We start from the raw sequence: 13,526 nt of genomic DNA, 5'->3' as shown, positions 1-13,526 counted from the left end.
TTCCGGCAAAACTGATACTGCCCGCCAGGCTTAATTGCGCTGGCAATACGGCACGGGCAGCCCGGGTCGACAATACCGTACCGGGGTAACTTAATACCACCCGCCAGTGATTAAACCAGGGCAACTTCCGGCTTAATTGCTCACTGCCAGGCAGCATCAGCTGCAGGCCACCCATTAAGCTTGGTGCCACATTATCATAGTGGACACTGCCGCTGACCCCACCCTCAGCCTCTGCCATTAACTGCAGCAGTTGCCGCCGGGTTAATGGCTGGCCGAAATAGTCATTAAAAGCATAACAGGCCACCACGATAGAACAGGCACTGGAGCCAAGACCACTGCCTACCGGTAAATTTTTCTGCAGGTGCAGCGCCAGTCTGGGTAGCGATTTGCCGACGGCCTGTTCAAAAGCATAAAAACAGCTCAGCACCAGATTATCGCTGATATCTGCCGGCAACTGGTGGCGGTAACGGCCACTGATTTGCAGGCTAAGCTCGCGCTGCTCTGCCAGGATCTCCAGCACATCGCCCAGTAACCCGCTATCTGCGGGGCCAGTGGCTAACGGCTCAAAAGCCGCCCCCAGTAAATCAAAGCCAACAGAAAAATTACCGGTTGAAGCCGGCGCAAAGTAACGGTGTATTCTCGGATTTTCCATGGTCGCTATACCTGCTGCTGCCAGCTTAACGTGCGCATAATATCACTGAACACCCCGGCTGAGGTTACCGCAGCGCCAGCCCCATAGCCACGCAGCACAAACGGGATCGGCTGATAATAACGGCTGTGGATTGCCAGCGCATTTTCACCGTCCTTTACCTTGGCCAGCGGATGATCCTGACTAAGCGCTTTAATCGCAACCTGACACTTCCCCTGCTGAATTTCGCCGATATAGCGCAGCACTTTGCCCTCAGCTGCGGCCGCTTTCACCCGTTCACTAAACACAGTATCCAAAGCCGGCAACCGCGCCATAAAATCGTCAGTACTGCCACTGCTGTCAAATTCGGCCGGTAATACCGGTTCAATACTGACATCCGTAAGCTCCAGCGCCATACCGGCTTCACGGGCCATGATCAGCAGCTTTCTGGCCACATCAGTGCCGGATAAATCATCGCGCGGATCCGGTTCGGTAAAGCCCATCGCCCTGGCCTTAGTGGTGACTTCCGACAAACTGGCACCGGCTTCTAATTCACCGAAAATATACGACAGCGATCCTGATAAAATGCCTTCAAACGCCAGCAGCTGATCCCCGGCATTCAACAGCCCCTGCAGGGTGTCAATAACCGGCAGGCCGGCACCGACGGTGGTTTCATATAAAAAGCGTCTACGCTGCCGCTGAGCAACCAGACGAAGCTGCCGATAGTAAGCCAGACTGGCTGTGTTAGCTTTTTTATTCGGGGTTACCACGTGAAAACCGGCAGCCAGGAAATCAGCATACTGGCTGGCTATATCCTCGGCACTGGTACAGTCGACCAGAACCGGATTCGTCAGGTGCTGCTGGCGGACAAAGTCACTGAGCGCTTCAAGTGAAAACACCGCCGGGCGCTGACTATGTGCCTGGGTAAGCTCTGCCTGCCAGTTACTAAGATCAACCCCGTCGCCGGCCAGCAACAGCTGGCGCGAGTTGGCAATGCCATACACTGTTAATTTGACCTGTCGCTGCTGTAAAAAAGTTTGCTGGCGCTCAATTTGCGCCAGCAATTCCGCGCCCACCACCCCGCAGCCGACCAGAAAAACGTCAATACTGGGAATATGACTGAAGAAGTTTTCATGACATACCCGCACTGCATCTTTGCAAACGGCCTGCTCCACTACGGCAGAGATTGAGCGCTCGCTGCTGTCCTGAGCAATAGCGACCACGTTAACCCGGGCCTGGGCTAACGACGCAAAGAACTTGGCTGCCACGCCCCGATGCTGGCGCATCCCATCGCCAACCAGACTGACAATTGCCATATCTGCCAGAATACTGACCGGCCGCAGTAAGCCGGTTTGCAGTTCCAGCTCAAATTCCTGCTCCAGCGCTTTTTGGGCCTGATTTAAATGCAACTGCGACACACAAAAACTGATACTGAATTCTGACGATGACTGAGTAATTAAACTAACCGAAATTTGTGAACGGGCCATTGAAGCAAATACCCGGCTGGCCATGCCGACGACGCCTTTTAACCCCGGGCCTGACACAGTAAACAGGGCCAGATGCTCCAGACTGGAGATGCCTTTTACCAGCGCTTCACCGTCACCACTGACATCAATACAGGTACCGGGCGCAGCCGGGTTCAGGGTATTTTTGATATAACAGGGGATGTGATAGCGGGCCAGCGGGCCAATGGTTTTCGGGTGCAGTACCTTAGCGCCAAAATAAGACAACTCCATCGCTTCATCATAAGATAACCGATCGATCAGCCGGGTTTGCTTAACCTGGCGCGGATCAGCGCTGTAGACCCCATCAACATCAGTCCAGATTTCACAAGCCGCGGCGCGCAAACTGGCTGCCACTATGGCAGCAGAATAATCTGAGCCGTTTCGACCCAGTAACGTCGGTTCTCCCTGGCTATTACTGGAGACAAAGCCAGCGATGACGTAAACCGCTGCGCTCTGCTCAGCAATAGCCTGTTGCAGGGTCTGCTCTGAACCGGCGATATCGGCGCTGGCGTTAAGATAATCACCCTGACTTTTAATCAGTTTAACCGCATTAAGAGCAAGCGCATTAACCCTGGCTGCGACCAGCAAAGCGGTCATCAGTGCCACACTGAATTGCTCACCCAAGCCGAGGATCTGCGCTTTTATATGATCAGGACAATGGCGTAGTAAACTTATGCCTTGTAAATGCAGCGCCAGCGCGGCCAGTTGCTGCTGCCATAGCGCCTGCACCTCGCTTGCCTGCTCTGCTGATAAGCCTGTGGCGTTGTCCAGCAGCTGCTGATAGCGCTCTGCCAGCGCAGTCAGTACCGGCTGATAATCAGACCCCAGATAAGCCAGGTCAGTTAGTTCTACCAGCATGTTAGTTACGCCCTGGGGTGCCGATAATACCAGACATACCGGGCCGGCTGCAGCCTGACGTTGCACTATCTGGGCCACTTCGGCAAAGCGGGGTAATGATGCCAGCGACGAGCCACCAAATTTTAGCACTCTCATGTGTTACTCCTTGCGCATTCTATTATTTGTTATGTTGCTATTGCCGACCAAGGCCAGGTAATCACCTGTAAATGTTTAAAAAAAAGCCCGTGACATTTGAGGTCACGGGCCTTTTTACAGACAACACACCGCCGACCTCCTACCCCGCAGGGCTGGTGGTAATAATAATGGTGGTGAGGTCTGCTGTTTTTATTTTCATCAACTGCACTATGCACAGACTTATAGACGTCTGTCAAACAAAAATTGTTGCGGTCAGGCTTTTACCTTTTTAAGGGACTCAAGTAGCTCAGGATAATAGGCTATTACCTGATTGCGGCCATTTCGTTTTGCCTGATACAAGGCTAAATCAGCCTGCTGGATCAGCTCATCTGCAGTGCTGACAGCACTGAATTCACTTACGCCAACACTGACACTGGTCTTCAACTGCTGTTGTTGATAGATAACGGGCGTGGCCGCAACCCGGCGGCATATTCGCTTTGCCACTTCCATTGCGCCTTCCTGTGGGGTATCCGGCAAAATAATGGCAAATTCTTCACCACCATAACGGCCAAATAAATCCGTTTCCCGCAGCAGGCTACTGATTAATTTGGTGACTTCAATCAGTACAATATCGCCCGCCTGATGACCGTAATCATCATTTAAGCGTTTAAATTTATCTAAATCAAAGAACAATAACGATAACGAATGCTGATACCGGCTGGCACGTTGCACCTCAACTTCAAGCTGTTGTTGCCAGTAATTGCGGTTAAATACGCCGGTCAGACCATCTAACCGGTTTACCTGCTGTAACTGCAAATTACTCTGCTGAAGCTGGCTCTGATAAACGTAGGCATCAGTGGCATCTTCAATTAACAGACAGACATACTGTTCACCGCTACCAGGCTCGGTCAGCGGCAACATACTGCAGTTTTGCGCCATATACTGATTGGCGCTGCTAACCGGTCTTAAATGGGGTAATTTAAACAGATACTGGCGCTGCTCCCACGAGCTGAATGCCGGGCTTTGCAAACTCAGGACGCTGTGTAGTTTACGGCTGAGCCAGGCTTTAGGCGCATCAGCAAAGACAGTGAAAAGATCTGTGCCCTGCACAGACTCCAGCTGAATATCTGCCCGGCGGCAGATATAAGGATTAATATACACAATCTGCAACTGCCGGTTCAGCAAAATCACGCCACTGTTCAGTTGCTGCAGTAACGGACCGGACAGCCAGTCAATATTCATCAGAATTCCGCCAGCACGTTATCCAGGATGGTTTTCAGTTTTAACACGGCCTCGCCCGGGATCAGCAGAATCATATTACAGTCAAAACTGTAATCGGTCAGCTCATACCGGATATCAACCTTTAGTGCCAGTTGCCAGTGAAATGCCGTTTGCTCAAGTTTGCCAATAAAGTCACTGTCTCGGGAAGAAATCACCCGTGGTGCCGCGTAGGAAAAACTATTGTCCAGCTGTTCTGCCAGACCATTTAAAAACGTTGTCGTCAGAATTGAGCTGATATCGGTCAGCATTTCTGCTTCACTGGTTGCATCATCATCATAGCCCAGCAAAGTGGCTATTTTGCCGGCATTTTCCAGCTGATAGAGCAAAATTGTTTCACCGCGCAGGCCGCCATTACCAAAAAAACCAAGACTAATCATTGAGCTGTGCGGGCCCTGATACTGGCCACGAAACTGTTCAGGTATTTCTGCTGCATTCACCAGGCCTATTGCCGGCACCTGAAGATGCACGAAGGTGTTGAGAAAACGTGCCAATTTATCACTGGCCAGCCCCATTGCCACATTAATCAATTCCTGCAGACAGTCACGCTGCTCTTCAGTAAAACTCAATTCCGTCATATTAAACCATATTGCCGCATCACTGCGCTGAGTTTATCGGTATTAACCGGCTTCTGAATAAAAGCCAGCGCACCGAGTTCCATTACCCGTTTCTGCATTTCCGGCTGAATATCGGCCGAGACCACAATCACAAAAACATCCATTTTTTCAGCTTTAATTGCCTCAAGCACCCCCACACCATCCAGCTCTGGCATTGTCAGGTCCAGAAACACTACGCCAATTTCCTGATTACGCAGCACCGCTAATGCCTCCACGCCATTGGCAGCCGTTACAATGTCGGCATCAAATTCTGCGGGCAGAGATTTCTTCATTTGGTTACGGGCTAATAAAGAGTCGTCACAAATTAAAGCTGTTAAAGCCATCAGTACTGCCTGTAATAAGTTGTAGTTATGCCTAATTGGCAAAAAAATATATACAGATGGCCGGCATAATGCAACATCCGGTGACTAATTTGCATCCAAAGCGGACCTTCATGTCAACAGCAGGGGCTATCAGGCTTTTACCGATATTTAGCCTGAGCTATTTTAAAAAGTGGTTTTATTCGTTAAGGTAGGCCAGTCTACCTATTATCTAACCCGGTGAAAAAAGGTTATTGCATGCCGCAAAAAAGCCTGTCCCGCAATCTGCTGACCAAGGTGTTGTCAGTCTATTTTATTCTGACTTTAATCGTCACTGTCGCGCAAATTGTCGCAGAGTACTACAACACCAAAAACCTGATTAACAGCGATCTGGAGACGTTGCAGCAGACTTTTTCCGGTAGTTTAACCCGCGCCATCTGGGAGCTGAATACGCCTCAGGCTTTAATTATTGCTGATGGCCTTTTGTCTATTCCTGCCGTTGAAGGCATTGTGGTAAGAGACGACAGCGGTGCTGTTATTACTCAGCTCGGCCGGTACATTGATGTTAAAGAGCGCTTCAGCAGTCAGCTGGTGCGCGAGGGAGTGCGGTTAACTGAACAGCAATCAGGCATTTTTGGTTATACTTTTCCGCTTATTTTTGAGTTCTCCGGCCGGGCAACGCAGGTCGGTGATGTCACTTTATTTTCCAGCCGTTCGGTCGTTATCGAACGTATCAAAGTCGGTATTTATTTTCTGATTGGCAATGCCATTTTAAAAACTACCTTTCTAATCATTTTATTCTTAATCGCCTTTCGCAAACAATTGACAGAACCCCTGGCTGAATTAAGCCGGCAAATCGAAGATTTAGAGCTTGACCAGCTTGATGGTGCCCGGGTTGAAATTGATCAAAGTCAGTCCTCTGAACTTACCCTGATGGCCGACGCTTATAACCGCCTGATTAACCGGCTGCAAGACTATAAAGCGCAGCTTGGTAATACTCAGAAGCAACTGCTGAGTTCGAATGAAAAACTGGACCAGCAAAATCTTGTGCTGGAACAGGAAGTGGCCAGAAAAACATCCGGCCTCAGCCAGGCAATGATGGACTTACAGCAGCAAAAGCAGGAGCTGGAACTAAAGCAGCAAAGCCTGCGTGAGGAAATTGAGCGCCGCCGCCATACCGAAGAGGTGCTGCGCAGCAAACAGACCGAACTGGAACAATTGGTCGAACATTTAAATCAGGCCCAGGACCGGCTGGTCCAGTCTGAAAAAATGGCCGCCCTCGGCGGTCTCGTTGCCGGTATTACTCACGAGGTAAACACCCCGGTTGGAATTAGTGTTACCGCAACCAGCTTTCTGGCAGAACGGCTGGCCAGTTTACAGCAGGCATTTAATGATAAATCCCTGACCTCAAAAACGCTGGAAGCCTTTATTGACGATGCGCTGCAGGGCACGGATTTGCTGCAGTCGAATTTAAGCCGCGCTTCTGAACTGATTGCCAGTTTTAAACAAATCGCCGTTGACCAGGCCAGTGAAGCGGTTCGCACCATAAATCTGGCAGAATACATTAACGAAGTCATCCGTTCTCTGCAGCCAAACTTCAAGAAAACCCAACATCAGATTGAGGTCAATTGTCCTGACAATATTATCCTGCGCTGTCCGGCTGGCGCCATTTCGCAGATTTTCACCAACTTACTGATGAATTCATTGCTCCACGGCTTTGAAGATATTAAAGAGGGTCTGATCCGGATCACGGTGCTGGATGAAGAGCATAACGTTGATATCCATTTCAGTGATAATGGTAAAGGGCTGCCTCCTGAGCAACTGGAACGGCTGTTTCATCCCTTCTTCACAACCAAACGTGAGCAAGGTGGCAGCGGTCTGGGTACTCATATTACCTACAACCTGGTGCGCCAGACACTGGGGGGAAGCATTACTGTCAGCAGTGAGCCGGGACAAGGGCTGCATTACCATATCCGCTTTCCAAAAAATCTGAAACTCGATGAGTGATCCGCGTTATACTCGCCAGCTTGTTAGAATTAAGACAGGTGTATTATGTGGTTTAAAAATATCCGGGTTTATAAGTTAAGCGCTCCGTTAAGTACCGATCTGCCGCTGATTGAAGCAGCTCTTGCTGAATTTAAATTTGCGCCGTGCACTGGTCAGGAAGCCGTCAGGACCGGTTTTAGTTTTCCGCTGCATCAGAGCATTAAGCAATATTGTCATCCTATGACCAATGGCTGGATGTTTGCTGTAAAGCGTCAGGAGAAAGTCTTACCAGCCGCGGTCATTAATGAAGAGTTGCAGCCGAAAATTGATACGATGGCCGCTGAACAGGGCCGGCCATTAAGCCGTAAAGAGAAGCAGAGTTTAAAAGAAGAATTAATTCAGACTTTACTGCCACGCGCATTCAGCCGCTCAAGTCTGACTCAGGGATATTACGACGCTGAACATAACTGGCTGGTGATCAATACCGGTGGCGCCGGTAAAGCAGAAGATATTCTGGCGTTGCTGCGTAAGGCCCTGGGATCTCTGCCTGCCCTGCCCTGGGTAGACAACCACAAGCTTAACTCACATCTGCAAATGTGGCTGCAAAATCAAGCGCTTCCCGAGGGGTTTTTGCTGGGTAACGATGCAGAGCTCGTCGCGCCGGATGAAGAAGGCGCTAAAGTAAAATTCACTAACCACTTGCTGAGTGCCGATGACGTGCAAAGCCATTTAAAGGATAAGCTGGTCACCAAAATCGGCTTGCAGCAAGCCGAAGGGTTAAGCCTGCATGTCAGTGATGATGGCGGTATTAAAAGCATTAAGTACCATGAATTGCTGACCGGCCAGAATGAAGAAATGGGCTGGGAAGATTTAACTATGCGACTTGATGCCGATTTATTACTAATGAGCAGCCGCCTGAATCAGGCGTTACTGGCTATTGCCAACCAACTGCAACAGCCTGGTAAAGACGAGACAATGGTGTTTAATTAAACAGCGATCTGACATCCTGATAGGTATCGGCAATTTCGCGTTGCTGCATAAATTCCGGTACCGGCACCAGTTCGCGCGATACATAATCAGCTAATAATGTCTGAGCCAGCTCCGGCAGGTAATAATTACGATTAATTGCTGCCAACCGGATAAAATCGGTATAGCCTGGCTCGGGCTCACTGCGCGGCACTCGCCAGTGTTCCACCACTGGCATAAATTCGTCAGCGAAGCCCCAGCTCTTAATAATTTTCAGGCCCACTGTGGCAGCAATTTTATCTATCAATACCTGCATAAACGCCGGATGCCCAAATACGTCAGGATGGCGTTCTGCTTCAATCAGTACCGGCAATGCCCCAATGTTATGAACCAGGGCCGCCAGTGCCATCACATCGCTGCTAAGTTTACAATTGCGATGTCGTGCTTTATAAAACTGCAGGCAGGCAACAGCCACACTGGCTGTTTGCACACTGTCCCGCCACAACCTGTCCAACTGCTGCTGTACCTGCTTATGCTGCGATACAAACAGTTGCTCCATCGCCATCGCAATGGCAATGTTTTTAATCTGGCTCAGACCTATCCGGGTTACCGCCTGATTTAAGCTGTTGACCTGAATTGACCGGCCCATAAAAGCACTGTTGGCAACTTTGATCATTCTGGCCGATAACGCCGGATCCTGGCTGATCACATCGGCCATTTGTTGAAGACTGATTTGTGGATCATCAGCCCGTTCACGCACTCTTAGCGCAATATCGGGTAAGGTTGGCAAGACCAGTCGATCTGAGCGTATTTTTTCATCCAGAATAATTAATAAAGCCCGTTGTGCACTCATGCCCTCTCCTGCCTGCAATTAATACTGATGCTCACTACTTTGCCTGGTCTCATTGACAATACGTTCCAGCTTAGCCAGCAAGTCGGCAACTATCGCCGGCTGCTTAGATACCGCTTGCTCTATTTTGCCGGCAAGACTGGTGACTTCAGGGTATCCCATACTACCGGCACTACCTTTTAGACTATGCGCCGCAAAGCGCAATGCCGGCCAGTCTCTGGCCTGGAAATGTTGCTGTAATTCTGCCAAAAGCCCCGGTAACTGCCGGCCGAATTGCTGTTTCAATGCCTGCATTTGCGGGTCCTGCTCCAGACGCTGTAACCAATCCTGCTCATTGTCTTTGCGTACCTTGGCAAACCGGCTGAGAATGGCCAGAAATTCACTTTGCACCACAGGTTTACCGAGTAATGCCTGACAACCCGCCTGGCGGTAACGCTCCACATCTTCACTCATGACATTAGCAGTTACCGCAATAATCGGCACTTCGATACCTGCATGACGGATCAGCCGGGTCGCTTCCTCGCCCCCCATCAGCGGCATCTGCATATCCATAAATACCAGATCAAACTCGTCATGCAGCACTTTTTCCACCGCTTTATGGCCGTTATCAACCACCTCTACAATGGCATTACTTTTCTCAAGTAACAGCTTAAGCAACAGCTGGTTATCAGGGTTATCCTCTGCGACCAGTACTTTTACTGAACTGTCGGCTGGTAGCGGGCTGAGGGTTTCAATCTGCCGTTGCTGAGGCTGGTAACAGTTTACCAGCTCAATATCCTGCTGCTGGCAATCTAAGATGACTTCAAAACAGCTGCCAATCCCTTTGACACTCTCAACCTGAATATCACCACCCATTTGTTCGATCAATTTTTTGGAGATCACCAGCCCTAATCCGGTGCCACCAAAATGGCGGGTAACAGTGGCATCTGCCTGAACAAAGGGCCGGAAAATCCGGGCCAGTTCATCATCACTCATGCCGATGCCGGTGTCTTTTACTTTTATCGACAGCTTTCTGGCAAGCTGGTCGTAACTGATCTGAAACACCACTTTGCCTGCTTGGGTAAATTTCACGGCATTGCTGCTCAGATTCAATAACACCTGGCGGAACCGCAAGCTGTCACTGTGCAGCATTTTCGGTAACGGGAACTGCCATTTAAGCTGGCAGACCAGGCCTTTGCTCTGTGCCTGCTCAGAAGCCAGCTGATAAATGTCATCGATAACAGCGAGACAATCAAACTGCTCACGATTTAACTCCAGCTTATCAGCTTCAATTTTCGATAAATCCAGGATATCGTTGATAAGACCGAGCAGATGATCGCCGCTTTTTAATACCCGTTTTAAGTAGTCCTGCCGTTTATCCGGGTCATTCTCCTGCAAGGCCTGATCGCTAAAACCAATAATGGCAGTCAGTGGTGTCCGGATTTCATGGCTCATATTGGCCAGAAATACACTTTTAAGCCGGTTTGCCTGCTCGGCCGTTTCCCTGGCTAAAATCAATTCCTGATTCGCCGCCGCCAAGTCATCGTTGGCCCGGGCTAAATCCTGAGTACGGCGCAATACCTTATCTTCCAGTTGCTGTTTATAAGCTCGCTCCCGCTCCCGGTAAACCCTAAGCTGGCGAACCATCACATTAAAAGCTGCGAACATATCGCCCAGTTCATCCTGTTTTTTCACTTCCAGCAGAACCGACAAATCACCGCGCCCTACCGCTGTTTTAGCCGCAGTGAGTTGCTTGACCGGATTAAAAATATGGGTAATCAGCAGCCAGTAAACTAATAAAGGTAACAGCACACAGACCAGCACCATTAATAATAACAGCACCCGTGATAGCCAGCGCTGTTCTTGATACAGCTGACTGGGATCTAAGCCATACAATAACTGATAGTTGCCTGGCAAAGGCACGCCCAGTAACTCCCGATACTGGCCTAACAACAATACACTTTGCAGCTGTTCGGCACCGATGCTTCGCTGTATTTGCCTGAAGTTAGACGGAGCAAAAGCACTGTTAATCAGCATCGGATCGGCAGCATAGGCGATGGTCGCGGTTTTACTGATCATTAGATTTACACTGTTACTGGTATAAGGCGAGTTGACAATGGTATCCAGTAAACCGGGGCTGACCATAATCACCAGGTACCCCCACAGCCGGCGAGATTCAGTCAGCGAGCTGACATAGAGTTTCTTAGCAAAATACAATTTGCGCTCCCGGCTACCCGGCATGGGGGCCAGAAAATACCCCTGCTCATCGATCATTGCCTGTAACTGGGAGAAATATTCATTGCGAAAACGATTTGGTACGGTAATGGTGTCGGTTATCTCAGGCAGATGCAGCAAATACTCACCGTTTAGCTGCACCAGTTTAATCGCTTCAATACTGGGCTGCCCCGCCTGGAACCGTTGCCAGTGCTGCAACAAAGCGGCTAACAGTGTGCTGTCACCACTTGGCAGATAGTCCTGCAGATCAGGATTTAATGCCAGCATTTCCAACTGGGTCTGCTGGGTACTGATAAAGTCATGCAATTGCTGCTGCTGGGCGGCCAGTGCACTGCGCACCTGATAATAGGTTTGCTGCTGCATATAGCGCTGACTGTATTGATATGCCAGATAGCCGAACAGTAACACCGGTAGCACCAGCAACGGTAACATGTAGGCAACCAGCGTTTCTCTTAACCTCATAACCGCACGAACTCGATCTGCTTTTTAACCGTTAAAGATAAACACAGCATACTCAGCTAAGTGCTGTGCTACAACCCTGATTAAACCCACCGCTATCCATTTAATGCTAATGGCGACACTGACTTACAAAAAAGGCGCCTAAGCGCCTTTTTTTATTTGTTTTTATACCAGGGTGAATCCCGTTATTCCCATTCGATAGTCGCAGGTGGCTTGCCGGAAATATCGTAAACCACGCGGGAAATACCGTTAATTTCATTAATGATCCGGTTTGACACTTTACCCAACATTTCATAGGGTAAATGCGCCCAATGTGCGGTCATAAAATCGATGGTTTCGACGGCGCGCAGTGAAATAACCCAGTCGTATTTACGGGCATCGCCCATAACGCCCACTGATTTTACCGGTAAAAACACCGCAAATGCCTGGCTGACCTTATTATATAAATCTGCTTTATGCAGCTCTTCAATAAAAATGGCGTCAGCGCGGCGCAGTAAATCGCAGTATTCTTTCTTGATTTCGCCCAGCACCCGCACACCTAAGCCCGGCCCCGGGAACGGATGACGGTACAGCATGTCATAAGGCAGGCCCAGCTCCAGACCTACTTTGCGTACTTCATCTTTAAACAACTCGCGTAGCGGCTCTACCAAACCCAGTTTCATATGCGCCGGTAAGCCACCGACGTTATGGTGCGATTTAATGACATGCGCTTTGCCGGTGGCAGAACCTGCGGACTCAATCACATCCGGGTAAATCGTGCCCTGAGCCAGCCACTTGGCGTTCTCGAGCTTTTGCGACTCTTCATCGAACACTTCAACAAACACCCGGCCAATAATTTTGCGTTTGGCTTCCGGTTCGTTCTCACCGGCTAAGGCATCTAAAAAACGCTGTTCGGCATCAACTTTAATAATGTTCAGGCCGAAATGGTCACCAAACATATCCATTACCTGCTTGCCTTCGTTCAGGCGTAGCAAACCATTGTCAACAAAGACACAGGTCAGGTTTTTACCAATAGCCCGGTGCAGCAGCATAGCAGTCACCGAGCTGTCGACGCCGCCGGATAAGCCAAGAATCACCCGGTCATCACCAATTTGCTGCTTTAAGCGGGCGACGGCATCTTCAATAATGGTGGCAGGGGTCCATAGTTTGTCGCAGCCACAGATATTAACCACAAAATGCTCCAGCATCCGCAGCCCCTGGCGGGTGTGGGTCACCTCAGGGTGAAACTGCACGCCGTAGAACTGGCGGGCTTCATCCACCATAGCGGCATGGGGGCAGGTGGTGGTCTGGGCACAGGTGACAAACCCTTCCGGCACGCTGATAACTTTATCACCATGGCTCATCCACACATCGAGCAAGGCATTGCCATTACCACCGATATGATCTTCAATTTTGGCAAAAAAATCGTTAGCGGCAATCACTTCAACCTGGGCATAACCAAATTCACGAAGATCAGAGCCCTGGACTTTACCGCCCAGCTGCTCGGCCATGGTTTGCATACCGTAGCAGATACCCAAAACAGGCACACCCGCATTAAACACATACTCCGGTGCTCTTGGCGAATTGGCTTCGGTGACGCTCTCCGGGCCGCCCGATAAAATAATACCGGTTGGGTTAAATTCGCGAATTTGCTCGTCACTGACATCCCAGGCCCATAATTCACAATAGACGCCAATTTCCCGCACCCGGCGGGCGATAAGCTGGGTGTACTGCGAACCAAAATCCAGAATTAAAATACGATGGTGGTGAATG

At 49.7% G+C, this 13,526-nt stretch carries 10 protein-coding genes; 2 read left to right on the top strand and 8 right to left on the bottom strand.

Annotation, left to right across the window (positions count from 1 at the left end; translation table 11 throughout):
* The 5 genes from R3177_RS08195 to R3177_RS08175 all read right to left on the bottom strand — a co-directional run.
* A partial coding sequence (locus tag R3177_RS08195) for a homoserine kinase (protein ID WP_318970552.1) occupies positions 1-652 on the bottom strand: 652 nt, incomplete at its 3' end.
* 5 nt (positions 653-657) lie between these two features.
* Complete coding sequence (gene thrA / locus R3177_RS08190) at positions 658-3,126, bottom strand: bifunctional aspartate kinase/homoserine dehydrogenase I (protein WP_318970551.1); 2,469 nt, start codon at positions 3,124-3,126, stop codon at positions 658-660.
* A gap of 252 nt (positions 3,127-3,378) precedes the next feature.
* Positions 3,379-4,347 (bottom strand): sensor domain-containing diguanylate cyclase, encoded by a 969-nt coding sequence (locus tag R3177_RS08185; protein WP_318970550.1) that lies wholly within the window; start codon positions 4,345-4,347, stop codon positions 3,379-3,381.
* The gene (locus R3177_RS08180; protein WP_318970549.1) at positions 4,347-4,961 is read right to left on the bottom strand and encodes a chemotaxis protein; all 615 of its coding nucleotides are present in this window, start codon (positions 4,959-4,961) and stop codon (positions 4,347-4,349) included. The genes R3177_RS08185 and R3177_RS08180 overlap by 1 nt, the downstream gene beginning before the upstream one ends.
* Entirely contained in the window at positions 4,958-5,323 is a 366-nt protein-coding gene (locus R3177_RS08175; RefSeq protein ID WP_318970548.1) for a response regulator, read from the bottom strand. The genes R3177_RS08180 and R3177_RS08175 overlap by 4 nt, the downstream gene beginning before the upstream one ends.
* Positions 5,324-5,557: 234 nt before the next feature.
* Between R3177_RS08175 and R3177_RS08170 the strand changes: the two genes are divergently transcribed.
* Together R3177_RS08170 and R3177_RS08165 are read left to right on the top strand one after the other, a co-directional pair.
* Positions 5,558-7,306: an ATP-binding protein gene (locus R3177_RS08170; protein ID WP_318970547.1), complete on the top strand. Its 1,749-nt coding sequence runs from the start codon at positions 5,558-5,560 to the stop codon at positions 7,304-7,306.
* 45 nt (positions 7,307-7,351) lie between these two features.
* A complete protein-coding gene (locus R3177_RS08165) occupies positions 7,352-8,275 on the top strand; it encodes a recombination-associated protein RdgC (protein ID WP_318970546.1) in 924 nt (307 codons plus the stop codon).
* Here the strand turns inward: R3177_RS08165 and R3177_RS08160 are convergent.
* The 3 genes from R3177_RS08160 to guaA all read right to left on the bottom strand — a co-directional run bounded on the left by R3177_RS08160 (position 8,268) and on the right by guaA (position 13,525).
* On the bottom strand, positions 8,268-9,104 hold the full coding sequence (locus tag R3177_RS08160; protein WP_318970545.1) for an HDOD domain-containing protein: 837 nt from the start codon (positions 9,102-9,104) through the stop codon (positions 8,268-8,270). The genes R3177_RS08165 and R3177_RS08160 overlap by 8 nt on opposite strands.
* 18 nt (positions 9,105-9,122) lie before the next feature.
* On the bottom strand, positions 9,123-11,747 hold the full coding sequence (locus tag R3177_RS08155) for a hybrid sensor histidine kinase/response regulator (RefSeq protein ID WP_318970544.1): 2,625 nt from the start codon (positions 11,745-11,747) through the stop codon (positions 9,123-9,125).
* Between the two features lie 212 nt (positions 11,748-11,959).
* The gene (guaA, locus tag R3177_RS08150) at positions 11,960-13,525 is read right to left on the bottom strand and encodes a glutamine-hydrolyzing GMP synthase (RefSeq protein WP_318970543.1); all 1,566 of its coding nucleotides are present in this window, start codon (positions 13,523-13,525) and stop codon (positions 11,960-11,962) included.
* Position 13,526: the final 1 nt, after the last annotated feature.

Source organism: Arsukibacterium sp., from assembly GCF_033722355.1.
Classification (GTDB): domain Bacteria; phylum Pseudomonadota; class Gammaproteobacteria; order Enterobacterales; family Alteromonadaceae; genus Alishewanella.
The sequence above is the reverse complement of the archived record's forward strand: the minus strand, read 5'-3'. Positions and strand labels throughout refer to the sequence as shown.